The 23,449-nt window shown below is 72.4% G+C and carries 20 protein-coding genes; 8 read left to right on the top strand and 12 right to left on the bottom strand.

Annotation, left to right across the window (positions count from 1 at the left end):
- A complete protein-coding gene (locus AC1Z4A_RS07095; protein WP_483676987.1) occupies positions 1 to 1,593 on the top strand; it encodes a Na+/H+ antiporter in 1,593 nt (530 codons plus the stop codon).
- A gap of 27 nt (positions 1,594 to 1,620) precedes the next feature.
- Here the strand turns inward: AC1Z4A_RS07095 and AC1Z4A_RS07090 are convergent, their stop codons facing one another.
- Positions 1,621 to 2,700, bottom strand: coding sequence for a mechanosensitive ion channel family protein (locus AC1Z4A_RS07090; RefSeq protein ID WP_483676986.1), 1,080 nt, complete (start codon positions 2,698 to 2,700; stop codon positions 1,621 to 1,623).
- 97 nt (positions 2,701 to 2,797) lie between these two features.
- On the opposite strand from AC1Z4A_RS07090, the gene AC1Z4A_RS07085 reads away from it, so the two are divergent.
- Positions 2,798 to 3,388, top strand: a complete 591-nt coding sequence (locus AC1Z4A_RS07085; RefSeq protein WP_483676985.1) for a dienelactone hydrolase family protein — start codon at positions 2,798 to 2,800, stop codon at positions 3,386 to 3,388.
- A gap of 292 nt (positions 3,389 to 3,680) precedes the next feature.
- Here the strand turns inward: AC1Z4A_RS07085 and AC1Z4A_RS07080 are convergent, their stop codons facing one another.
- The 6 genes from AC1Z4A_RS07080 to AC1Z4A_RS07055 all read right to left on the bottom strand — a co-directional run bounded on the left by AC1Z4A_RS07080 (position 3,681) and on the right by AC1Z4A_RS07055 (position 10,091).
- A complete protein-coding gene (locus AC1Z4A_RS07080) occupies positions 3,681 to 5,363 on the bottom strand; it encodes an alkaline phosphatase D family protein (RefSeq protein ID WP_483676984.1) in 1,683 nt (560 codons plus the stop codon).
- Positions 5,364 to 5,484: 121 nt separating this feature from the next.
- On the bottom strand, positions 5,485 to 6,342 hold the full coding sequence (locus AC1Z4A_RS07075) for a thioredoxin domain-containing protein (protein ID WP_483676983.1): 858 nt from the start codon (positions 6,340 to 6,342) through the stop codon (positions 5,485 to 5,487).
- A 58-nt stretch (positions 6,343 to 6,400) separates the two neighbouring features.
- A complete protein-coding gene (locus tag AC1Z4A_RS07070) occupies positions 6,401 to 7,090 on the bottom strand; it encodes a hypothetical protein (protein ID WP_483676982.1) in 690 nt (229 codons plus the stop codon).
- 95 nt (positions 7,091 to 7,185) lie between these two features.
- Entirely contained in the window at positions 7,186 to 8,028 is an 843-nt protein-coding gene (locus AC1Z4A_RS07065; RefSeq protein ID WP_483676981.1) for a thioredoxin domain-containing protein, read from the bottom strand.
- A gap of 43 nt (positions 8,029 to 8,071) precedes the next feature.
- Entirely contained in the window at positions 8,072 to 8,725 is a 654-nt protein-coding gene (locus AC1Z4A_RS07060) for a hypothetical protein (RefSeq protein ID WP_483676980.1), read from the bottom strand.
- 19 nt (positions 8,726 to 8,744) lie between these two features.
- Entirely contained in the window at positions 8,745 to 10,091 is a 1,347-nt protein-coding gene (locus tag AC1Z4A_RS07055) for a DUF2252 domain-containing protein (protein WP_483683527.1), read from the bottom strand.
- Positions 10,092 to 10,270: 179 nt separating this feature from the next.
- Here AC1Z4A_RS07055 and dnaE point away from each other — a divergent pair, with 179 nt between their 5' ends.
- On the top strand, positions 10,271 to 13,822 hold the full coding sequence (gene dnaE, locus AC1Z4A_RS07050; protein ID WP_483676979.1) for a DNA polymerase III subunit alpha: 3,552 nt from the start codon (positions 10,271 to 10,273) through the stop codon (positions 13,820 to 13,822).
- Between the two features lie 110 nt (positions 13,823 to 13,932).
- Here dnaE and AC1Z4A_RS07045 read toward each other — a convergent pair whose 3' ends face one another.
- On the bottom strand, positions 13,933 to 14,109 hold the full coding sequence (locus AC1Z4A_RS07045; RefSeq protein ID WP_483676978.1) for a hypothetical protein: 177 nt from the start codon (positions 14,107 to 14,109) through the stop codon (positions 13,933 to 13,935).
- A 258-nt stretch (positions 14,110 to 14,367) separates the two neighbouring features.
- Here AC1Z4A_RS07045 and AC1Z4A_RS07040 point away from each other — a divergent pair, with 258 nt between their 5' ends.
- From AC1Z4A_RS07040 to AC1Z4A_RS07025, 4 genes are all read left to right on the top strand, one after another.
- Positions 14,368 to 15,642, top strand: coding sequence for an NYN domain-containing protein (locus tag AC1Z4A_RS07040; protein ID WP_483676977.1), 1,275 nt, complete (start codon positions 14,368 to 14,370; stop codon positions 15,640 to 15,642).
- Between the two features lie 339 nt (positions 15,643 to 15,981).
- On the top strand, positions 15,982 to 16,953 hold the full coding sequence (locus AC1Z4A_RS07035; protein WP_483683526.1) for an ABC transporter ATP-binding protein: 972 nt from the start codon (positions 15,982 to 15,984) through the stop codon (positions 16,951 to 16,953).
- Positions 16,954 to 17,000: 47 nt separating this feature from the next.
- A complete protein-coding gene (locus AC1Z4A_RS07030; protein ID WP_483676976.1) occupies positions 17,001 to 17,837 on the top strand; it encodes an ABC transporter permease in 837 nt (278 codons plus the stop codon).
- Positions 17,838 to 17,896: 59 nt separating this feature from the next.
- On the top strand, positions 17,897 to 18,520 hold the full coding sequence (locus tag AC1Z4A_RS07025; protein WP_483676975.1) for an ABC transporter permease: 624 nt from the start codon (positions 17,897 to 17,899) through the stop codon (positions 18,518 to 18,520).
- 312 nt (positions 18,521 to 18,832) lie between these two features.
- Here the strand turns inward: AC1Z4A_RS07025 and AC1Z4A_RS07020 are convergent, their stop codons facing one another.
- The 4 genes from AC1Z4A_RS07020 to AC1Z4A_RS07005 form a co-directional block, all read right to left on the bottom strand.
- Entirely contained in the window at positions 18,833 to 18,907 is a 75-nt protein-coding gene (locus AC1Z4A_RS07020; protein WP_466319588.1) for a 50S ribosomal protein bL37, read from the bottom strand.
- Positions 18,908 to 19,006: 99 nt separating this feature from the next.
- The gene (gene ybaK / locus AC1Z4A_RS07015; protein WP_483683525.1) at positions 19,007 to 19,501 is read right to left on the bottom strand and encodes a Cys-tRNA(Pro) deacylase; all 495 of its coding nucleotides are present in this window, start codon (positions 19,499 to 19,501) and stop codon (positions 19,007 to 19,009) included.
- A 41-nt stretch (positions 19,502 to 19,542) separates the two neighbouring features.
- Positions 19,543 to 20,280, bottom strand: a complete 738-nt coding sequence (locus AC1Z4A_RS07010) for an LON peptidase substrate-binding domain-containing protein (protein WP_483676974.1) — start codon at positions 20,278 to 20,280, stop codon at positions 19,543 to 19,545.
- A 53-nt stretch (positions 20,281 to 20,333) separates the two neighbouring features.
- The gene (locus AC1Z4A_RS07005; RefSeq protein ID WP_483676973.1) at positions 20,334 to 21,938 is read right to left on the bottom strand and encodes an oxidoreductase; all 1,605 of its coding nucleotides are present in this window, start codon (positions 21,936 to 21,938) and stop codon (positions 20,334 to 20,336) included.
- 193 nt (positions 21,939 to 22,131) lie between these two features.
- Here AC1Z4A_RS07005 and hisD point away from each other — a divergent pair, with 193 nt between their 5' ends.
- Complete coding sequence (gene hisD, locus AC1Z4A_RS07000; RefSeq protein WP_483676972.1) at positions 22,132 to 23,448, top strand: histidinol dehydrogenase; 1,317 nt, start codon at positions 22,132 to 22,134, stop codon at positions 23,446 to 23,448.
- Position 23,449 lies beyond the last annotated feature (1 nt).

Raw genomic sequence — 23,449 nt, 5'->3', positions numbered from 1 at the left:
GTGGACCAGCTCGCCCTGCTGTTCGTGCTGCTGCTGGGGGCGCTGGTCACCGTGCCGCTGGGGGACCGGCTGGGGCTGCCGCCCCCGGTCCTGATGACGATCGGCGGGATCGTCCTCGCGCTGCTGCCGTTCGTGCCGAACGTCGCGATCCCGCCGGAGTTCATCCTCCCGCTGGTGCTGCCGCCCCTGCTCTACGCCACGGCCCAGCGCACCTCCTGGCGGCAGTTCGCGGCCAACCTGCGGCCGATCCTCCTGCTGGCGGTCGCGCTCGTGTTCGTCACGACCGCGGCCGTCGCCGCCGTCGCCAATGCGATCGTGCCCGGCATCTCGGTCGCCGCCGCGGTGGCGCTGGGCGCGCTCGTCGCCCCGCCCGACCCCGTGGCCGCCACCGCCGTCGCGGGCTCGGTGGGGCTGCCGCGCCGCCTCGTCTCCATCCTGGAGGGCGAGGGGCTCTTCAACGACGTCACCGCCATCGTGCTCTACCACGTGGCCATCGCGGCCGCCGTCAGCGGCAGCTTCTCGGTGCCGAGGGCGGTCGGCGAGCTGGTGCTGTCCGCGGTGGTGGCCGTCGTGGTGGGGCTCGCGCTCGGCTGGACCTCCAAGCGGCTGATGGACGTCCTCGGCGACGCCACGCTCCAGATCGGGCTCACCCTGCTGGTGCCGTTCGTCGCCTACGTCCTCGCCGAGGAGCTGCGCGGCTCCGGGGTGCTCGCGGTGCTGACCACCGCGCTCTACCTCGCCGAATACGCGACGGACGCCGACGACGTGCTGGGGCGGCTGGCCGGGCACACCTTCTGGGAGGTCGTCGACACCCTCGTCACCGGCGTCGCCTTCGGCCTCGTCGGCCTGGAACTCCACACCGCCGTCGCGACCGCCTCCGGCCGCTGGGGCGCGATGCTGGGCATCGGCGGCCTCGTCGTCGCCGTCGTGGTGGGCGTACGGCTGCTGTGGCTGCTGCCAGCCGCCTGGCTGGCCAGGAAGCTCCACAACCGCCGGGACGTCGACGAGGACGTCCCGATGAGCTGGCGCGAGACGGTGGTGATGTGGTGGTCCGGCATGCGGGGCGTGGCCTCCGTGGCGCTCGCCCTGGCCATCCCCCTGACCATGCACGACAAGTCGCCCTTCCCCGCCCGCGGCGAGATCCTCTTCATCGCCTTCGCCGTCATCATCGCCACCCTCGTCCTCCAGGGCCTGACGCTGCCCCGGCTGGTCAAGTGGCTCGGGCTGCGCGTGGACACCGACGCGACCCGGGAGCTGGAGCGGCAGCTGGCCGTCCGCGCGGCGACGGCGGCCAAGCACCGCCTGTGGGAGATCGTCGAGGAGGAGGACCTGCCCGAGGACATGATGGAGATGCTCGGCCGCCGCGCCTACGACATGGGGGCCCGGATCAGCCCCGACATGGTCGACGAGGAGCGCCGCGACGCGCACGCGCATCGCCTGGAACGGCTGCGCACCCTCCACCGCGTCCAGGGCGAGCTGCTGTCGGCGGCCCGGCGCGAGGTGCTGGCGGCGCGCAGCGAGGCGGGGGCGGACCCGGAGGTGGTGGACAGGGTGCTGCGGCACCTGGACGAACGGACGCTGCGCGGGGTCTGAGCCGGGCCGGGCCCTCCGCGCCGCCCCTCATTCCGTCTTCGTATCCGTTTCCGTCCCGGGGCCGGTGTCCGCCGCGCCGGGCGCGGGGGCCGTGCTGATGCGGGGGAGTGCGTACGGGTGCTCCCGGCGCAGCCAGGACACCAGCTCCTCGCGGACCACGCAGCGCAGGGCCCATATGTCGTCGGCGTTCCTGGCCGTCATCAGCGCCCGCACCTGGATGGTGGAGGGGGTGGTGTCGGTGACCACCAGGCCCCAGGCGCGGCCGTCCCACTCCAGGGTCGCCTTGAGGACGTCGTGCAGCCGCTCGCGGAGCAGGGCGAGGGGGGCGGAGTGGTCGAGGTGCAGGAAGACCGTGCCCGTCATCCGGGGGGTGCCGCGCGACCAGTTCTCGAACGGCCGTCCGGTGAAGTACGAGACCGGCATGGTGATGCGCCGCTCGTCCCAGGTGGCGACGACCAGATAGGTGAGGGTGATCTCCTCGATGGTGCCCCACTCGCCGCCGACCACGACCGTGTCGCCGATGCGCACCATGTCCCCGAAGGCGATCTGGAGCCCCGCGAAGAGGTTGCCCAGCGTCGGCTGGGCGGCCACACCGGCGACGACGCCGATCAGACCGGCCGAGGCCAGCACCGAGGTGCCCACGGTGCGCATGCCGGGGAAGGTCAGCAGCATCGCCGCCACCGCCACCACGACGACGACCGCCGTGACGACCCGCCGGATGAGCGTGACCTGCGTCCGCACCCGGCGCATCCGGGCCGGGTCGCGGGCCCCGGCGGCATAGCGGGCGTACCCGGCCTCGACCACCGCCGTGGCCAGCCGTACGGCCAGCCAGGCGCAGGCCCCGATCAGGGCCAGGGTGAGCACCTGGCCGAGGATCGTGTCGTGGCCGCCGCTCGCCACCTCCGCGGAGGGGTACCCCGCGCGCAGCAGCGCCGCGCACAGCACGAAGCGCAGGGGCATCCGGCAGCGGCGCAGCAGGCCCCACAGCGGGTCCTCCGGGCGTCTGCGGGCGACGTGGCGCACCACCAGGTCGGCGAGCCAGCCGACCACGACGGTCACGAGGAGCGCCCCGCCGAGGACCGCGAGCGGCCGCAGCACGACGTCCATGGGCACCAGCTCCTTCCGGCGTCCGCCGGTGCGCGCCCCTTCCGAACGTAACTGGCACGATGGGGGCACGCGATCCAGCTGTAAGGAAGTGTCTTCAGTGGCGTCCCCTACCACGATTGTCCTTTTCCATTCGGCCTACGGGCTGCGCCCCGCGGTGCACGCCGCCGCGGACCGGCTGCGGGCCGCCGGCCACGAGGTGCACGTGCCCGACCTCTACGAGGGACGGACGGCCGAGACCGTCGAGGACGGCATGGCGATCAAGGACGAGATCGGCCGGGAGGAGCTGCTGCGGCGGGCCGTGACGGCCGCCGCGCCGCTGTCCGCCCGTGGCCTGGTCTACGCGGGCTTCTCCCTCGGCGGGTCCATCGCGCAGAACCTGGCGCTGAACGACGAGAAGGCGCGGGGGCTGCTGCTTCTGCACGGCACGTCGGATCTGGCGGAGGACGCGTCGGTGGACGGGCTGCCGGTGCAGCTGCACGTCGCGGATCCGGATCCGTTCGAGCCGCACGACTGGCTGAACGCGTGGTATCTGCGGATGCAGCGGGCCGGGGCGGACGTGGAGGTGCACCGCTACCACGGCGCGGGCCACCTCTTCACGGACCCGGAGCTGCCGGACTACGACGCGGAGGCGGCGGAGACGGCGTGGCGGGTGGCGGGAGGGTTTCTGGAGGAGGTCGGGCGCGGGTAGTTGGTGGCGGGTTTCTTTTCCCCACCCCGCCCCTTCCCACAACCGGGGGCTCTGCCCCCGGACCCCCGGTCCTCAAACTCCCCCAGCTACCGCTGGGGGTGCCCCCAGGAGGTGCCCCCGGACGGGCTGAATTTCAGCCCGTCCGGCGTTTGAGGCTGCGCCCGATGTGCGGCTCCGCCGCGCGGCGCGCGAAGCGCGGCCCGGGGTCTGGGGCGAAGCCCCCCACGCGGCGGAGCCGCACATCGATACAGCCGGGAAGGGGCGGGGTGGGGAAAGCCCCGCAGGGCCACCCCTACCGCACCGGCTCCCCCACTCGCTCCAGCCGCTGCGTTCCCGACAGCGTGCGGTACGAGCGTGCCCACGCCGACGTCGCCTTCGGGTCTCGCTTGTCCGACAGAACGTAGTAGTCCATCTGCGCCCGCTCCGGCGTGACGTCGAGGACGCCGTAGCCGTGCGAGTCCATGTCGATCCACTTCGCGTGCCGGTTGGACGCCCGCAGGGCGGCCGCCGCGGCGAGGGAGACCGTGTGCGGCGCCACGTGCAGCGTGTCGTCGAGGTTGTCCGCCGTCACGGACGTGACCACGAACTCCGTGGCCACCGACGGCGACAGCGGATACGTCGCCGCCGTCTTCGGCACGTCGTTGGCCCACGCCATGTGGATGTCACCGGTCAGGAAGACCGTGTTGCGGATGCCGCGGTCCACGAGGTGGGCGATCAGCTCGCGCCGGTCGTCCGTGTAGCCGTCCCACTGGTCGGTGTTGACCGCGATGCCGCCCGCCGGCAGCCCCAGCATCTTCGCCAGCGGCTCCAGGATGTGCGCGGGCAGCGCGCCGAAGGCCACCGGGGAGATCATCACGGAGTTGCCGACCAGCCGCCACGTGGTGTCCGAGCCCGCCAGCCCGTCCTTGAGCCAGTCCAGCTGCACCCGGCCGGTGATGGTGCGGTCGGGGTCGTCCACCTTGCCGCTGCCGGGCTTGACCTGCTGGGAGCGGAACGACCGCAGGTCCAGCAGGTGCAGGTCGGCGAGCTTGCCGAAGCGCAGCCGCCGGTAGGTGGTGCCCTCGATGGAGGGGCGCACCGGCATCCACTCGAAGTAGGCCTGCTTGGCGGCGGCCATGCGCACCGACCAGTCGCCTTCGGCACCGGGGGTGTGGTTCTCGGCGCCGCCCGACCAGGAGTCGTTGGCGAACTCGTGGTCGTCCCAGATGGCGACGGTCGGGTGCGTCCGGTGCAGGGTCTGGAGGTCCGGGTCCGTCTTGTAGTGGCCGTGCCGGATGCGGTAGTCGGCGAGGGTGAGGATCTCGTGCGTGGGGGCGTGCTGCCGCACGACGTACTTGGCGGCGGGGTACTCGCCGGACTTGTACTCGTAGATGTAGTCGCCGAGGTGGAACACCGCGTCCAGGTCGCGCCGGTCGGCGAGGTGACGGTACGTCGAGAACCAGCCCGACTCCCAGTTGGCGCAGGACACCACGCCGAAGCGGACGCCCGGCACGGCCGCGTCGTGGGCGGGGGCGGTGCGGGTGCGGCCGACGGGGGAGGTGACGCCGCCGGCGGCGAAGCGGAAGAAGTAGGCGGTGGCGGGCCGCAGTCCGCGCACGTCGGCCTTGACGGTGTGGTCGGCGGCGGCCGTCGCCCGGGCCGTGCCGCGGGCGACGACGCGGGCGAAGCCGCTGTCCTCGGCCAGCTCCCAGCCGAGTTCGGTGTCCGGCCCGAGCCCGGAGCCGGGGACGGCCTCGGGGACCGGGGTGACCCGGGTCCACAGCAGGATGCCGTCGGGCAGCGGGTCGCCGGAGGCGACGCCGTGCAGGAAGGCGGGGCCGGAACCGGAACCCGGCGCCGGGGGAGCGGAGTCGGCGGCGGGCGCCGTCGCGGCTGCGGCGGCCGGGGCCGAGGGCAGCAGAGCGGCGGTCGCGGTGGCTGCGGCGGCCGTGACCGCGGTGCGCCGGGATATTCGGGTGATGTCGTGGGAGGTCACGGGCTGTCACTTTACTGCCCGGTAGAACCAGCGGTAAGGCCACGGACGGGCGCAACTCCAAGAGGACTTCAGGAGTTCGCCCGTCCGTCACGTCACTGCAGGCAACAGCCGCCGCTCGGGTTTACTTCTTGAGCGCCTGGTCCACCAGGGCGGTGAACTGGTCCGCGGTCCTGGGCGACCGGCCCTGCTCGTCACCGAGCACCTTGCCGTCCAGCTTGAAGCCCGGCGTGCCCTGGATGTCCTTGCCCTGGCCCACGACCTTGTCGAAGGCGTCGGACATCGCCAGCGCCCACTTGTCGTAGGTGCCGTCCTTGACGTCCTTGTCGAAGGCGGAGTTGCCCTTCAGGGCCGGGACCTGCTGGGCGATGTCGATCAGCTTCTCGTCGTCGGAGAAGGCGTCGTCCTGCTCGTCGGGGTGGTTCTTCTTGGCGAACAGCGCCTTCTTGTACTCCAGGAAGGCATCGGGGCCGACGTTGAGCGCCGCACCCAGCGCGCTCAGCGCGTTCTTCGAACCCGAGCCCTTGATCATGGGGTTGCGGTCGAGGAAGGTGCCCATCTTGTACTGGGCCTTGTACTTGCCGTCCTTGACGTCCTTCAGCACGGTGTCGCCCGCGGCCTGCTCGAACTCGGAGCAGACCGGGCAGCGCATGTCCTCGAAGACCTCGAGGGTGTTCTTGGCGTCCTGCTTGCCGATGACGACCGTGGTGCCCTGGTCCCCGGTGGTGTTGGCGGGGGCCTTGAAGGCCGTCTTCTTGGCGGCCGCATCCCAGTCCTCGCTGCTGACCTTCGTGTTCTTGCCGCCGTTCGTCGCGTTGGCGACGGCCATGCCGATGCCGACGGCGGCACCGAGGACGACCACGACCGCACCGCCGACCATCAGCTGGCGACGGGTCTTGTCCTTCTTCGCCTGCCGTTCGCGCTCGGCGCGCAGCCGCTCGCGCGCGGCGGCCTTGTTCTGCTGGTTGTTGCGCGTGCTCATGACGTCTTCTCCGCATGCTCGATACGTGGAGGGGAACCGTTCGCCGTGCTCGGGGCGCTCAGGCGCCTGCCGGGCACGGCGGCGGTCCCCGCCGCACGACGGAGTGGACGAGCAGGGGGAGCGCTCGGGCCGGAAGGGGATCCCGCACCGGTCGTACGGGCGCACGGGCCGGGCGGGCGTACGCGGCGAGCACCGCGACGGCCAGCAGCAGCGGCCGGAAGGCCAGCGAGGCCGCCGCGCGCAGCAGGCGGACCAGCGCCACCTCGCCGCGCCGCAGCCAGGCGGCGGCCAGCAGGCCGACCGCCACGTGCGCGGCGAGCAGCAGCCACGGGACCGCGGAGCTGTCCGGGAGGCCGCTCAGCAGGTTCCCGGTGTCGCCCTGGGCGGCCATCCGGGCCAGCGGGGTGCCGAAGTCGCCGCCCCCGCAGACCAGGTCGACGCCCATGGACCGCAGCGGGCCCGCGACGGGGCCGCCGGCCGGGCCGTAACAGGCGTGCTGGCCCGTGGTGAAGACGGTGTCGGCGGCCAGCTCCAGCGGCACGAGCAGCGCGGCGATGGGCCAGAAGCCGCGCTCCCGGCCGGCCAGCGCATAGGAGATCAGGAAGAACGCCCCCGTCAGCGACGCCACCGTGGACACCGGCAGCGGCATCCGGGAGAGCAGCACATGGGAGGCGGCGGACAGGGTGACGCAGAGAGCGGTGAACAGCGCGGCGCGCACCGCCCTGAACCGAACTCCCGTCCCCTCCATGAGCCGAAGTGTGCCACGGCAGCCGTCGGGTGTCGTGTCAAGTTTCGGTATCGGCGGGGGACGGGAGCGGGGTGCGAATGCGCAGGTGGTTCCGGTTACTTCAGCATTCCGTCGATGGCCGAATTGAGCTGCTCGTTGGTCATCGGGACGCCCGGGCCGTTGGCGGTCTGGACGGTGACCTTCTTGCCGTCGAGCTTGAGAGTGGGCGTTCCGGTGACGTCCTTGGCGCTGTCGAACTTGTCGGACACCTCCAGCGCCCACTTGTCGAAGGTGCCCTCCTTGACGTTCTTCTCGAACTCGGCGTTGCCCTTCAGCGCCGGGACCTGCTCGGCGACCTTCAGGAGGACGTCGTCCTTGGCGAAGGTGTCCTTGGTCTCGTCGGGGTGGTTCGCCTTGGCGTAGAGGGCCTTGTTGTACGCGGAGAAGGCCTCGGGGCTCACGTTCAGGGCCGCGCCGAGGGCGCTCAGCGCGTTCTTCGAGCCGGTGCCGGCGATCGCCGGGTTGCGGTCGATGAAGGTGCCGATGCGGTACGAGGCCTTGTACTTGCCGTCCTTGAGGTCCTTGTCGATCGTCCCGCCGACGTTCTGCTCGAACATCGAGCAGATGGGGCAGCGCATGTCCTGGTAGATCTCCAGGGTGTGCTGGGCGTCCTGCTTGCCGATGACGATCTCGGTGCCGTTGTCGCCACCGGTGTTGGCGGGCTTGACGAGGGTCTTGTCGGCGGCGGCCTTCCAGGCCGCGCTCGCGCCCGACTCCTTCTTGCCGCCCAGCTGGGTGGCGGCCACGGCGATGCCGCCGACGACCGCGAGGGCCGCGACGACCGCCGCGCCGACGACCAGCTGGCGGCGGGCCTTCGCCTTCTTCTGCTGCCGCTCGCGCTCGGCGCGCAGCCGCTCGCGGGCGGACTGCTTGTTGTCCCAGTTGTTGCGGTTGCTCATGGTGGTGCTTCTCCGTGGTGCTTGGTGGTGCGGGTGGTTCCGTTCAGCCGAGTGCGGGGCCGAGGGGTGGCCCGCGCCGCACCACGGAGTGCAGCAGCAGCGGTCGCGGCCAGGGCGCGCACGCGGTGCGCAGGGCCCGGACGACCCTTCCGTCCCGGAGCCAGGCCGTCGCCGCGAGCGTGGCGGCGGCGAGCAGCAGCGGCCGGAAGGCCGCGGCCGCGGCGGCGCGCAGCAGCCCGCCCAGGGCCGCCTCGCCGCGCCGCAGCCAGGCGGCGGCCAGCAGGCCGACGGAGAGGTGGGCGGCGAGCAGCAGCCAGGGCGCGGTGCCCGGGGCCGCGACGCCCGTCAGGGGCCGCCCCATGCTGCCGCTGCACAGCCAGGTGAACGCCCCGGGGGCGGCCCGGCCGCCGGAGCCGTAGCAGGTGTCCTGCCCGGCGGTGAAGAGCACGCAGGCGGCCAGCTGGAGCGGGACGAGCAGCCCGGCGATGCGCCAGTAGCCGCGCTCGCCGCCCGCCAGGGCGTAGGCCAGGGCGAAGACGGCGGCGGAGACGGCGGCGACGGTCGTCAGGGGCAGGGCCCGGCCGGACAGCAGCACGTGGGAGGCGGCGGACAGCAGTACGCACAGCGCTGTGAACAGCGCCGCGCGCAGTGCCCGCAGCCGTGCCGCCGATATGTCCATGGGGGAGGAGTCTGTCATGCCCTGTGATGAGGGTGGGCTAAAGGCCCGGGATCCGGCCGTTCCGGAAGAGGTCCACGAAGATCTGGTGGTCCGCGCGGGCCCGGGCGCCGTAGGTGTGGGCGAAGTCCACCAGCAGCTCCGGGAAGCCCTTCTCGTCGGCGGCGATGACGGCGTCGATGGCCCGCTCGGTGGAGAACGGCACCAGCGAGTGGCCGCTCTGGTCGTCGGCGGCGGCGTGCATGGTGGCGGTGGCCCGGCCCAGGTCGGCCACCACGGCGGCGATCTCCGCCGGGTCGTCGATGTCGGACCAGTCCAGGTCGACGGCGTACGGCGAGACCTCGGCGACCAGCTGCCCGTAGCTCCGGCCCCCCTCCTGGATCTCCGTCCAGCCCAGCCACGGGTCGGCGTGCGCCTGGAGGGCGCGCTGGGAGATCACCGTGCGGTGGCCCTCGTGCTGGAAGTACTGGCGCACCGAGGGGTCGGTGATGTGCCGGGAGACCGCCGGGGTCTGCGCCTGCTTCATGTAGATGACGACGTCGTTCTCCAGGGCGTCGCTGTTGCCCTCCAGGAGGATGTTGTACGAGGGCAGCCCGGCGCTGCCGATGCCGACGCCCCGGCGGCCGACGACGTCCTTGACGCGGTAGGAGTCCGGGCGGGCCAGGCTGGTGTCGGGGAGGGTCTCCAGGTAGCCGTCGAAGGCCGCGAGGATCTTGTAGCGGGTGGCCGCGTCCAGCTCGACGGTGCCCTCGCCGGACAGGAAGCGCCGGTCGAAGTCGCGGATCTCGGTCATCGTGGCGAGCAGCCCGAAGCGGGTCATCGAGCGGGCCTCGCGCAGGGCGTCGAGCAGCGGGCCGTCGGCGGTGTCCAGGGTGAAGGGCGGCAGTTCGCTGAAATCGGGGCCCTTGGCGCCGGTGGCCAGGGCGTGGATGCGCTCGCGGTAGGAGGCGGCGTAGATGCGCACCAGCTCGCCGATCTTCTCGTCGCTGAGCGCCTTGGCGTGGCCGAGGAGCGCGACGGAGGCGGCGAAGCGCTTGAGGTCCCAGGTGAAGGGGCCGACGTACGCCTCGTCGAAGTCGTTGACGTTGAAGACCAGGCGGCCGTTGGCGTCCATGTACGTGCCGAAGTTCTCGGCGTGCAGGTCGCCGTGGATCCACACCCGGCTCGTCCGCTCGTCCAGGTACGGGCCGGCCTCGCGCTCGTGCGCGAGATCCGCGTAGAAGAGGCAGGCGGTGCCCCGGTAGAAGGCGAAGGCGGAGGCGGCCATCTTCCGGAACTTGACCCGGAAGGCCGCGGGGTCGGCCGCGAGCAGCTCGCCGAAGGCGGAGTCGAATACGGCGAGGATCTCCTCGCCGCGCTGTGCGGCCAGGTCGTGCTCGGTGGCCATCGCGGGGTCCTCCTTGGGGGCACCCCCAGCGGTGGGCTGGGGGAGGGTCACGGGGCGAACGTCTGTGCTGCCGTCCTCAACGCGTGAGGCTACCCAGGCGTGCCCGCGGCTGTCGGTGGGGGCCGGTAACCTTCAAAACTGCCCCGAGACCGTCGACCGCCCCCCGGAGGACACCCACCGTGACCGCCTCGTCCAAGACGCCGTTCACGCACCTGCACGTGCACACGCAGTACTCGCTGCTGGACGGTGCCGCGCGGCTCAAGGACATGTTCGCCGCCTGCAAGGACATGGGCATGACACACATCGCCATGTCCGACCACGGCAACCTCCACGGTGCGTACGACTTCTTCCACCAGGCGAAGAAGGCCGAGATCACGCCGATCATCGGCATCGAGGCGTACGTCGCCCCTGAGTCGCGGCGCAACAAGCGGCGCATCCAGTGGGGCCAGCCGCACCAGAAGCGCGACGACGTCTCCGGCTCCGGTGGTTACACCCACAAGACGATCTGGGCGGCCGACGTCACGGGCCTCCACAACCTCTTCCGGCTGTCCTCCGACGCCTACGCCGAGGGCTGGCTGACCAAGTGGCCCCGGATGGACAAGGAGACCATCGCCCAGTGGTCCGAGGGCCTGATCGCCTCCACCGGCTGCCCCTCGGGCGAGGTGCAGACCCGGCTCCGCCTCGGCCAGTTCGACGAGGCCATCCAGGCCGCCAGCGACTACAAGGACATCTTCGGCGAGGGCCGCTACTTCCTGGAGCTGATGGACCACGGCATCGAGATCGAGCGCCGCGTCCGCGACGGCCTGCTGGAGATCGGCAAGAAGCTCGGCATCCCGCCGCTGGTCACCAACGACTCCCACTACACCTACGCGCACGAGGCCGAGGCCCACGACGCCCTGCTCTGCATCCAGACCGGCAAGAACCTCTCCGACCCGGACCGCTTCAAGTTCGACGGCTCGGGCTACTACCTGAAGTCCACGGAGGAGATGTACGCCATCGACTCCTCGGACGCCTGGCAGCAGGGCTGCGCGAACACCCGCCTGGTCGCGGAGCAGATCGACACCGAGGGCATGTTCACGGCCAGGAACCTCATGCCCAAGTTCGACATCCCCGAGGGCTACACCGAGGTCACCTGGTTCCGCGAGGAGACCATGCGCGGCATGGCCCGCCGCTTCCCCGGCGGCATCCCCGAGGACCGGATGCGCCAGGTCGAGTACGAGATGGACACCATCATCTCGATGGGCTTCCCCGGCTACTTCCTCGTGGTCGCCGACTTCATCATGTGGGCCAAGAAGCAGGGCATCGCCGTCGGCCCCGGCCGGGGCTCCGCGGCCGGCTCGATCGTCGCCTACGCGATGGGCATCACCGACCTCGACCCCATCCCGCACGGCCTGATCTTCGAGCGCTTCCTCAACCCCGAGCGCATCTCGATGCCCGATGTCGACATCGACTTCGACGAGCGCCGGCGCGCCGAGGTGATCAGGTACGTCACGGAGAAGTACGGCGCCGACAAGGTCGCCATGATCGGCACCTACGGCACCATCAAGGCCAAGAACGCGATCAAGGACTCCGCCCGCGTCCTCGGCTACCCGTACGCCATGGGCGACCGCATCACCAAGGCCATGCCCGCCGACGTCCTCGGCAAGGGCATCCCGCTCTCCGGCATCACCGACCCGAACCACCCGCGCTACAGCGAGGCGGGCGAGGTCCGCGGGATGTACGAGAACGAGCCGGACGTGAAGAAGGTCATCGACACCGCGCGCGGCGTCGAGGGCCTGGTCCGGCAGATGGGTGTGCACGCCGCCGGTGTGATCATGTCCAGCGAGACCATCACCGACCACGTCCCCGTCTGGGTCCGGCACACCGACGGCGTGACGATCACCCAGTGGGACTACCCGAGCTGTGAGTCGCTCGGCCTGCTGAAGATGGACTTCCTGGGCCTGCGCAACCTCACGATCATGGACGACGCCGTCAAGATGGTGAAGGCCAACAAGGGGATCGACATCGACCTCCTGGCCCTCCCGCTCGACGACCCCACGACCTTCGAGCTGCTCCAGCGCGGCGACACCCTCGGCGTCTTCCAGTTCGACGGCGGGCCCATGCGGTCCCTGCTGCGGCTGATGAAGCCCGACAACTTCGAAGACATCTCCGCCGTGTCCGCGCTCTACCGCCCGGGCCCGATGGGCATGAACTCGCACACGAACTACGCCCTGCGCAAGAACGGCCAGCAGGAGATCACTCCGATCCACCCGGAGCTGGAGAAGCCCCTCGAGGAGGTCCTGGCGGTCACCTACGGCCTGATCGTCTACCAGGAGCAGGTGCAGAAGGCCGCCCAGATCATCGCCGGGTACTCGCTCGGCGAGGCCGACATCCTCCGCCGCGTCATGGGCAAGAAGAAGCCCGAGGAGCTGGCGAAGAACTTCACGATCTTCCAGGCGGGCGCCCGGAAGAACAACTACTCGGACGAGGCCATCCAGGCCCTGTGGGACGTGCTGGTCCCCTTCGCCGGCTACGCCTTCAACAAGGCCCACTCCGCCGCGTACGGCCTCGTCTCGTACTGGACCGCCTACCTCAAGGCCAACCACCCCGCCGAGTACATGGCCGCGCTCCTCACCTCGGTGCGCGACGACAAGGACAAGTCGGCGATCTACCTCAACGAGTGCCGCCGCATGGGCATCAAGGTGCTCCCGCCGAACGTCAACGAGTCCGAGGCCAACTTCGCCGCCCAGGGCGACGACGTGATCCTCTTCGGCCTCACCGCCGTCCGCAACGTCGGCGCCAACGTGGTCGACTCGATCATCCGCTGCCGCAAGTCCAAGGGGAAGTACACCTCCTTCCCCGACTTCCTCGAAAAGGTCGAGGCCGTCGTCTGCAACAAGCGCACCGTCGAATCGCTGATCAAGGCCGGCGCCTTCGACACCATGGGCCACACCCGCAAGGGCCTCACCGCGCACTACGAACCGATGATCGACAACGTGGTGCAGGTCAAGCGCAAGGAGGCCGAGGGGCAGTTCGACCTCTTCGGCGGCATGGGCGACGACAGCGCCGACGACGGCCCCGCCTTCGGGCTCGACGTGGAGTTCTCCGACCTCGAGTGGGAGAAGTCCTACCTGCTCGCGCAGGAGCGCGAGATGCTCGGCCTGTACGTGTCCGACCATCCGCTCTTCGGCATCGAGCACGTCCTGAACGACAAGGCCGACGCCGCCATCTCCCAGCTCACCGGCGGCGAGCACGCCGACGGCGCGATCGTCACCATCGGCGGCATCATCTCCGGCCTCCAGCGCAAGATGACCAAGCAGGGCAACGCCTGGGCCATCGCCACCGTCGAGGACCTGGCCGGCTCCATCGACTGCATGTTCTTCCCCGCCACCTACCAGCTGGTCTCCACCCAGCTCGTCGAGGACGCCGTCGTCTTCGTCAAGGGCCGCCTCGACAAGCGCGAGGACATCCCGCGGCTGGTCGCCATGGAGCTGATGGTCCCCGACCTGTCCAACGCGGGCGCCAACGCACCCGTGGTCATCACCATCCCCACGGTGAAGGTCACCCCGCCGCTGGTGGAGAAGCTCGGCCAGGTGCTCACCCACCACAAGGGCTCCACCGAGGTCCGGATCAAGCTCCAGGGCGCCCGCAAGACCACCCTGCTGCGCCTGGACCGCCACCGGGTCACCCCCGACCCGGCGCTCTTCGGCGACCTCAAGCAGCTGCTCGGCCCCTCCTGCCTGGCCGGCTGAGGACGGCGCAGGACGGCGCAGGACGGCGCAGGGAGGATCCGAGCGACTACATATGGATGAGGGCGCGCCCGCCGGCAGCGGGCGCGCCCTCAAACGCATCGAAGCGCCGGTCAGTTGTGGCCGAACCGCTTCTGCTTGCCCTTGCGAGCCATGTCGGCCGGCGTGACCTGCGTCGCGCGATGCTCGGACTGGGACTCGATCGAGGACTTCTGGGCCTGCTGCTGACCGCGCTCGGCCGCGCTGGACTTCTGCGGCTGGCTCCGGTCCTGCTTCTTGTTCTTGGCCATACTGCTGTGCCTCCGGAATCGGGGTGACGCCCCCCATCGATCACCCTTGCACGTACGGATGAACGGCGCATTTCGGGTAATTACCGTCGGTGACAGGGGTACTTGTCGCCGTCCGCCCGTATCCGCCACGCCGAAGATCCAGTTCGGACTGATAACCCCCGCGTGGTCGGGCAGACTCCTGGGAAAAGCCAAGGAATCCGGGGCACGGCAGTGCCGGGGGGCGACCGCACGTCCGAACCGATGGAAAGAGGGTGGAACGTGGACCGCTGCGTCGTCCTGGTGGACGCCGGCTATCTGCTGGGCGCCGCCGCGAGCCTGTTGGCCGGCGAGCCCGCCCGCTCCCGCATCACGGTCGACCACGCGACCCTCATCCAGGGGCTGCGCGAGAGGGCCGAGGCCGAGACCCAGCGGGACCTGCTCCGCATCTACTGGTTCGACGGCGCCCCCGACCGGGTGCCCCAGCCCGAGCACCGCAGGCTCCGCGTGATGCCGCGGGTCACCGTCCGGCTGGGCGCCCTCACCCGCAGCGACGGCCGCTGGGCCCAGAAGGGCGTCGACGCCGCCATGCACGCGGAGCTGACGGAACTCGCCCGCAACCGGGCCTGCTCCGACATCGTGCTCGTCACCGGCGACGGCGACCTGCTGCCCGGCCTGATGTCGGCCAAGGAACACGGCGTCGCCGTCCACCTCTGGGCCGTCCAGGCCGCCGACGGCGACTACAACCAGTCCGAGGACCTCGTCGCCGAGGCCGACGAGCGGCGCGTCCTCGACCGCACCTGGATCACCCGCGCGGTGCGGGCCAAGGAACTCAACGGCTCCTGCGCCCCCCAGCCCGCCCCCCGCCCCGAGATCGCCGCCATCCTCTCCGCACCGCTGCCCGAGACGGCCGCCGCCACCGCCTCGAGCTGCCCCTCCGACACCGCCTCCGCCGAGCGCAACGGCACCCGCCCCGCGCCCGCCGCCTCCGTCACCGCCCCCGAGCGCGGCCCCGACACCCCCGCCCCCCGGGGCGTCCCCACCCCCAAGGACCTCGCCGGCCTCGGCCGCGGCCCCGCCGCGCTCCAGGACCGCAACGGCGGCGGGCAGGGCATGCCCGCGGGCAGCCCCAACGCCACCCTCCGCTGGTCCTCCGACAAGGGCTGGGTCGAGCGCCCCGGAAACGGCCTCGGCGAGCCCCCCGAGACGGCCTGCCTGCCCATGCTCGCCCAGCTCACCAACGCCGAGCAGCGCTGGGCCGACCGGGAGGAGGACATCACCACCGTCGGCGGCGACCCCTTCGAGGTCGGCCAGGTCTTCGCCCGCCGCTGGGCGGAGCGCATCACCGACTCCGTCCACCTCCAGCACCTCTCGACCGAGTACCCGCGCATTCCGCACCGCATCGACGGAGAGCTGCTCCGCTACGCCGCGCGCTTCGGCCTCCTTGCGCACAAGGACGACCAGATCGACGAGCACGACCGCTATGCGATCCGGGCGGGCTTCTGGCGCGAGATCGATGCGCGGACGGCGGCGGAGCACACGCAGGCGGGGGACTGAGGCGTCGACCGAGGGCGGTTCGGCACCGCCGGGCACGCAGCCGGTGGCTGATCGCCGTCGCGGCGGTGGTGAGGCCCCGGTCCCGCCCTTTCTCCCCCAGCCACCGCTGGGAGGTGCCCCCAGTTTCCCGGGGCTCACGCCCCGGACCCCGGGGGGATCCCACCCCGCCGCGACGGCGAGCAACCCCCGCCGGGCAGCCCGGCGGTGCCGGACTCACCGGGGCCGTGCCCGGAAATGGGCGCAACCGTGCCCCGGAGCGAGCCGCAGGCGCCGGGGCGCGTACTCTCATAGCTCGTGAGAACGGTCGGGAAACAGGCGGAGCGAGCCGCAGGCGCAACGGTGTGCACCGTGCGGGGACTCGTCAAGACCTACCCGGCCGCCCGCGGCCGCCGCGGCCGCCCGGCCGCGGACGCCGTCCGCGCCACCGACGGCATCGACCTCGACATCCGGCGCGGTGAGATCTTCGGCCTGCTCGGCCCCAACGGCGCGGGCAAGACCACGCTCGTCCGCCAGCTCACCGGCCTGCTGCGCCCCGACGAGGGCAGCGTCGAACTCCTCGGCCACGACCTGGTCCGGCACCCCGAGCGGGCCGCCCGCCTCGTCGGCTACCTCGGCCAGCAGTCCACCGCGCTGGACGAGCTGACCGTCGCCCTGGCCGCCGAGACCACCGGCCGGCTGCGCGGCCTCGGCCTGCGCGAGGCCCGCGCCGAGCGCGACGCCGTCCTCGACGAACTCGGCCTGACCCCGATCGCCGGCCGGCCGCTGAAGAAGCTCTCCGGCGGCCAGCGCCGCCTCGCCTGCTTCGCCGCCACCCTGGTCGGCGACCGCCCCCTGCTCGTCCTGGACGAGCCCACCACCGGCATGGACCCGGTGGCCCGCCGCGCCGTCTGGGCCGCCGTCGACCGGCGGCGCGCCGAGCGCGGTGCCACGGTCCTGCTCGTCACCCACAACGTCATCGAGGCCGAGACCGTGCTGGACCGGGTCGCGGTGCTCGAGCGCGGCCGGGTCATCGCCTGCGACACCCCCGCCGGGCTCAAGGAGCTGGTGGGCGACGAGGTCCGGGTCGACCTGGTCTGGCGCGCGGAGCCGCCGCTGGACGTCCCCGAGGTCGCCGCTCTGCGCGATGCGGCCCGTGAGACCGGCCGCCGCTGGTCGCTCCGGCTCGGCCCGGCCGAGGCCCGGGCCGCCGTCGCCGCGGTGACCGGCGGCCCCGCCTTCGCCGCGCTCGACGACTTCACGCTCGCCACGCCGAGCCTGGAGGACGTCTACCTCGCCCTGGGCGGCCGCGCCGAGGGGCTGGTGAAGGGGTGAAGTCCGTCGTCCGTTCCGACGTCCGTGCCGAACAGGAGCTGTGCCGCGTGAGTGCCGTATCCGCAGAGGCGGTGTCCGGGACGGTCCCGGACCAGGGCCGGGGCCGGTCGCGGTCCGGGGGCGACGGAGCCGCCCCCCTCGCCCCGCGGGCGAAGCTGCTGCCCGCGCTGGCGGCCGTCTACCGCGCCCAGCTGTCGCGCGCCCGCGTGGCGCGGATCCCGCTGCTGTTCGTGGCGACCTTCCAGTCCATCGGCATCATGGTCCTGATGCGCGGCGTCGTGGACGGCGGGGACGAGGCGCGGGCCGTCGTGGCCGGCTCCAGCGTGCTCGTCGTGGCCTTCGTCGCGCTCAACCTCCTCGCCCAGTACTTCGGCCAGCTGCGGGCCAGCGGCGGGCTCGACCACTACGCGACGCTGCCGGTGCCGCCGGCGGCCGTGGTGCTCGGGGCGGCCGCCGCGTACGCGTCCTTCACCGTGCCCGGCACCGTCGTCACCGCGGTGGCGGGCAGCGTGCTCTTCAAACTGCCGCTGGCCCACCTGTGGGTGCTGGCCGCGGTCATCCCCTTCTCCGGCGCGGCCCTCGCCGGGCTGGGCGCCGCCCTCGGCCTGCTCGCGCCGCGCCAGGAACTGGCGACGCTGTGCGGCCAGTTGGGCATGTCGGCGGCGCTGCTGCTGGGCGTGCTGCCGGCCGCGCACATGCCGGCGCCGATCGCCTGGGCGCGCGACCTGCTGCCCTCCACGTACGGCGTGGAGGCGCTGGCCCGGAGCTTCGACGCCCGCCCCGACTGGCTGCTGGTGGCCGCCGACCTCGGCGTGTGCGCGGCCGTCGGCGTGGTCTCGCTGGCCGCGGCGACCTGGGCCTATCGCCGGGCGGCCGTGCGGTGACGCGCCGCAGTGACCGTCCTGGGGCCGGAGCGGGTGCGGCCACCTGGCACGATGGCGGGGTGACCGCACCACTGACGCCGCAGGACGACTCCTCCTCTACCCCCTCTTCCCCCGCCGGGCACGCGGTGGACGACGCCGCCGCCCGGGAGCGGGCCCGCGAGGAGGTGCGGACCGAGCTGCGCCACGCCGGGATCGTGCTGGCGGCGGTCACGGTGTCCGGGGTGCTGATGGGCCTGCTGTGGCTGTGGCTGGCACCGCGGGTGCCGCTGATCTCCGACGGCAAGGCCGTCTACCTCCAGAACACGGAGGGCGAGCAGGCGATCGGTGCGGACGGCTGGTTCGCGCTGCTGGGCCTGGCGTTCGGCGCGGTGTGCGCGGCCGTGGTCTTCCTCCTCCGGCGCGCCGGGGGCATTGCGATCGTGGTGGGGCTGGCGGTCGGCTCGCTGCTGGGCTCGCTGATCGCCTGGCGGCTGGGTGTCTGGCTCGGCCCGACGGGCAATGTGGCTGCGCATGCGCGGGCGGTGGGGAAGGGGGTCGTCTTCGACGCGCCGCTGCGGTTGGGGGCGAAGGGGGCGTTGCTGGCGTGGCCGCTGGCGGGGATGGCGGTGCATCTCGGGTTGACGGCGCTGTTCGGGCCCCGGGACCCGGAGCCGCCGGTAGTACCGCACTGGCCGGAGGCGTAGGGGGTTTTCTCCCCCACCCCGCCCCTTCCCGGCTGTGTCGATTTGCGGCTCCGCCGCGTGGGGGGGCAAGCCCCCGGACCCCGGGGTGGTTGCTGCCCGGTGGGCCGGTTTGTGCCCACCCTCCCCCATTGCCTGAACGGCATGGGGGCACCCCCATCGCCTGGGGGCACCTCCCAGCGGTAGCTGGGGGAGGAACGCTTGCCCACAAACCGGCGGCAGCAGCAAATTCAGCCCGTCCGGCGTTTGAGGACCGGGGGTCTGGGGGCGGAGCCCCTAGTTTCGGGAAGGGGCGGGATTGGGGAAAGAAACCCCCTACGCCGGCCGACGTCCGTGGTTCGCGCGGCCCTTCTTCAGGCGCCAGCGGCGCTTGCGCGTGCGCTTCGACATGCGTGAACCCTCCCCGGCGGGAACGCACCCACGGCGCCCCCGACTCCGGTCGTAGCGAAGAGTTCGCCAACAGTCCATACCGGCCGTAGGCCAGGGCAGTCACCCCCGCGCGATCGGCGCCACCACCGCACCTGTGAGAAGCCCCAGGTCACCCGGCGCCAGCTCCACCTCCAGCCCCCGCCGCCCCGCCGACACGCAAATCGTCGCGTGGGAGCGCGCGGAGGCGTCCAGCACCGTCGGGAGCCGCTTGCGCTGCCCCAGTGGGGAGATCCCGCCCCGTACGTACCCGGTGGTGCGCTCTGCCGCCGCGGGGTCCGCCATCGCGGCCCGCTTGCCGCCGACCGCCGCCGCCAGGGCCTTGAGGTCCAGCGAGCCGGAGACCGGCACGACGGCGACCGTCAGCGTGCCGTCCACCTCGGCCACCAGTGTCTTGAAGACCTTCGCCGGGTCCACGCCCAGGGCCTCCGCGGCCTCCGCGCCGTAGGAGCCGGCCGCCGGGTCGTGGTCGTAGGAGTGCACGGAGAAGGCCGTACCGGCCTTCTCCAGTGCGACGATCGCAGGAGTGGCGGACTGCTGCCGCTTTTTCTTCGCCAATGCCTTCGCCAACGTTCCTGCTCCGTCCGTTCAGTCGAGGCTCAGTTGGGGCTGGTCGGTCGCCGTGTGAGGTCCACGGCCGGCAGCGACGGGAGCTTGCCCATCACCGCCGTCTCCGCGCGCAGGATCCGCAGCTCGTCCGCCAGCCGCGACGCCGTGTCCGGGGCCTGGAGCAGCCGCTGCTTGACCGGGGTGTCCAGCACCGCGGCCGCCGCGACCAGGTACGACAGCACCTGCGGCTCGCCCGGCAGATCCGCCCGGCCCGCCAGCGAGGCCTCGCTCGCCCCGGCCAGCCGCTTCTGGTACGCCCTGAAGGCCCGTACGACGCCGGAGGCCAGCGCCCCCGCCTCGTCGCCCATGCGCTCCTCGATGTGCTCGACCTCGCCGACGAGGTACGGGCCCGAGGCGTCGACCGAGCGCAGCCGGAAGCGGGTGGTGCCCGTGGCCAGCACCTCGTACGTGCCGTTGGAGCGCTCCCGGATCTGGGCCGCGTCGGCGACGCAGCCGACCCCGTGGAACGCCGTGATCGGGTCGGGCCCGAAGCCCGCGGCGGGGCCGGGCTCGGGGCGGTTCTGGTCGGGCAGGCCGGGCGCGCTGGGCGCGACCTCGTGGCCGTCGCGGATGGCGACCACCGCAAAGCGGCGCGGCGTGTCCTCGGGCAGCCGGGACAGGTCGCGCATCATCGCCCGGTACCGCTGCTCGAAGACGTTCAGTGGAAGCACGAGGCCCGGGAACAGAACCGAATTGAGCGGAAAGAGCGGAAGGCGCGCGGTGGTCACGGCCGGTAAGCCTAATGGGCGCCGGGCAACTGCTGCCCGGGTTACCGGCGACGTCACTGGCGACGGAGCAGCCGGGAGGCCCCCGCCGCGACCGTGGTGGCGAGTATCCAGCCGAGCAGCGTCAGCGCCGCGACCACCCACTGCGCGGCCCCGGCGGGCCGCCAGGCGGTGCCCTGGCCCAGGTCGATGACGGGCAGCAGCAGGTCCAGGGTGTACAGCTCGGGGTTCCACACCGGGCCTTCGCCCTCCTTCAGCGGCGGCAGGGGGTGCCCGGAGAAGTAGACCGTGCCCAGCGCCCACAACACCGCCATCCACACCGCCGCGAGGCCCGGCCGGTAGCCGTAGGCCACGGTCCAGTCCTGGAGGTAGCCCCAGGCCCGGCCCGCCGGGGGCAGGGTCTCGCGGCGGCGGCGCTGCTTGGCCAGCAGCACGGCCCGCGCGTCCGCGTCCTCGCCGCTGCTGCGCAGGGCGCCGGCCAGCCGCTCGTACGGCTCCGGGGCGTACTCCGGGGTGGCCGCTGCCACCCAGTCCAGGCGCAGGGCGAGCGGGAAGTGGCCGAGCGGTATCAGGTTCTCGTAGGCGAAGCCGGCCATCACCAGCCCGCCGGGCCCCGGCCAGCTGTCGAACCGGTCGATCAGGTTGGCCACCCTGGCGCCGGACAGCACCACCCGCCCGCGCTGCGGCCGCTCCCCGAGGAAGCGCAGCTCGGGCGTCTGCACGCGGCGCAGCGACAGCTCCTGGTCCGCCTCCATCACGAACCGCGCCTGGCTGAGGTCGACCGCGTCCCCGAACCGCCCGTCGTCCAGCCGCGCCCCGCCCAGGCACTCGAAGCGCTGCACCCGGGTGCCGTGCTCGGGCGTGGTGGCGGACAGGCCGTACGGGGGAGTGGCGCCGCCGCCGTAGCGGACGCCGCTGACGCCGGCGGGCGTGAGGTAGAGGGTGCGCTCCACGGTGAGCTGGGGGGCGTTGAGGGCGCGCCGCCCGTAGGGGTTGCCGAGGGTGGAGCCGCGCAGGCTCAGCGAGGCGCCGATCGTCGCGCCGCGCAGGCTCAGCTCGCCGTGCGAGCGCATCATCTCGGCCTGGAGGTCCTGCCCGACGGTCATGCCGTCGCCGGCTATGGACACCCCGCGCCGGTCGCGCCGCACGAGCAGCTGGTTGAGCAGCAGATCCGTGCCGATGTGCGCGTCGGTGAGCCGGATGCCGTGCTGGACGACGCAGCGCGGCAGGTGCAGGTCGCCCTCGGTGCGGATCCGGGCGGCCTCGATGCGGGGTATGGCGCAGCCGACCAGGCGCAGGGTGGTGAAGTGGCTCTCGGGCAGCAGCAGCTGCTGGTCGAAGCGGCAGTTGTGCAGCTCCACATAGGGCACGACGGTGCCGCCGGACAGGTCGAGGCTGCCGGTGATCCGCACCCCGTTGAGCTTGAGGGCGGAGACCCGGCCGGGGTTGGCGGGCGGGCCGTCCAGCAGCAGCCGGGCGACGATCTCGGCGCGCACGCTGCGCTCGGCGCCCCAGGCGTGCGGGCCGCCCGGGTCGTTCTGCTCGGGGTAGGGGGTGCGCAGGTCGTGGGTGCTGCCGTTGCGGAAGGCCTGCCACATCCCCCATTCGGCGGTGCTGAGGGCGAGCCCGGGCGGCGGTTCGCCGTCGAACGGCTCGGTCACGGTCGTCCCCCCTTCCCCTGCTACCGGTGCGTAGCCCCTGCTGTCAGCCCCTTTCCCGCCCGTGACCGTTCGGATACCGGCGGTGAGGTCACGATTGTCAGTCCTCGGTCAGGTAAAGATCAACACTTTGGCCGCGTATCACTGAGTGGTACGGGGAGCCGTGCGGCAGGGCGGGTCTGAGACAATTGACGGCGTGATCTCCCGAATCGATCTGCGCGGCGACACCTCCCTCGAGGACGGCATCGACCGCGACCTGCTGCCCCGTGCCGAACTGGACGTCGAGGCCGCCCTGGAGAAGGTGCGGCCCATCTGCGAGGACGTCCATCATCGCGGCACCGCGGCCCTGATCGACTACGCGGAGCGGTTCGACGGCGTGCGGATCGACCGGGTGCGCGTGCCCGCCGAGGCCATCGCCGGCGCCCTGGAGCAGCTGGACCCGGCCGTGCGGGCCGCCCTGGAGGAGTCCATCCGCCGGGCCCGCCTCGTCCACCGCGAGCAGCGCCGCACCGACAAGACCGTCACCGTCGTGCCCGGCGGCACGGTCACCGAGCGCTGGGTGCCCGTCGACCGCGTCGGCCTGTACGTACCGGGCGGCCGCGCCGTCTACCCCTCGTCCGTCGTGATGAACGTGGTTCCCGCCCAGGAGGCCGGCGTCCCCTCGCTGGCCGTCTCCTCGCCCCCGCAGAAGGAGCACGGCGGCCTGCCGCACCCGACGATCCTGGCCGCCTGCGCCCTGCTGGGCGTCGACGAGGTGTACGCCGCGGGCGGCGCCCAGGCGATCGCCATGTTCGCCTACGGCACCGAGGAGTGCCGCCCCGCCCAGCTGGTCACCGGCCCGGGCAACATCTGGGTGGCCGCCGCCAAGCGCCTCCTCAAGGGCCGCATCGGCATCGACGCCGAGGCCGGCCCCACCGAGATCGCGATCCTCGCGGACGCGACCGCCGACCCGGTGCACGTGGCCGCCGACATGATCAGCCAGGCCGAGCACGACCCGATGGCCGCCGCCGTCCTCGTCACCGACTCGCCCGAACTCGCCGATGCCACCGAGGCCGAGCTGAAGACCCAGGTCGCCGCCGCCAAGCACGCCGACGACCGGATCGTCCCGGCCCTGGCCGGCAAGCAGTCCGCGATCGTGCTGGTCGACGACATCGAGGCCGGGCTGAAGGTCGTCGACGCCTACGCCGCCGAGCACCTGGAGATCCAGACCGCGGACGCCGCGGCCGTCGCCGCCCGGGTGCGCAACGCGGGCGCGGTCTTCGTCGGCCCGTACGCCCCCGTCTCGCTCGGCGACTACTGCGCCGGCTCCAACCACGTCCTGCCCACCGGCGGCTGCGCCTGCCACTCCTCGGGCCTGTCCGTGCAGTCCTTCCTGCGCGGCATCCACGTCGTGGACTACACCCGCGACGCGCTCGCCGAGGTGACCCACCACGTGGTCACCCTTGCCGAGGCCGAGGACCTGCCGGCGCACGGTGCCGCCCTCAAGGCTCGGTTCGGGTGGAAGGTTCCCTAAG

The sequence above is a fragment of the Streptomyces sp. 17_S59 genome, from assembly GCF_056930295.1.
Note: the sequence above shows the minus strand (reverse complement) of the source record. Positions and strands in the feature narration are given on the sequence as shown.

Bases quoted from the DNA above. Each gene is read 5' to 3' on its own strand.
- AC1Z4A_RS07090 (WP_483676986.1), bottom strand. From the start codon at position 2,700: ATGGACGTCGTGCTGCGGCCGCTCGCGGTCCTCGGCGGGGCGCTCCTC.
- AC1Z4A_RS07075 (WP_483676983.1), bottom strand. From the start codon at position 6,342: ATGAGCACGCGCAACAACCAGCAGAACAAGGCCGCCGCGCGCGAGCGG.
- AC1Z4A_RS07070 (WP_483676982.1), bottom strand. From the start codon at position 7,090: ATGGAGGGGACGGGAGTTCGGTTCAGGGCGGTGCGCGCCGCGCTGTTC.
- AC1Z4A_RS07065 (WP_483676981.1), bottom strand. From the start codon at position 8,028: ATGAGCAACCGCAACAACTGGGACAACAAGCAGTCCGCCCGCGAGCGG.
- AC1Z4A_RS07060 (WP_483676980.1), bottom strand. From the start codon at position 8,725: ATGACAGACTCCTCCCCCATGGACATATCGGCGGCACGGCTGCGGGCA.
- AC1Z4A_RS07055 (WP_483683527.1), bottom strand. From the start codon at position 10,091: ATGGCCACCGAGCACGACCTGGCCGCACAGCGCGGCGAGGAGATCCTC.
- AC1Z4A_RS07045 (WP_483676978.1), bottom strand. From the start codon at position 14,109: ATGGCCAAGAACAAGAAGCAGGACCGGAGCCAGCCGCAGAAGTCCAGC.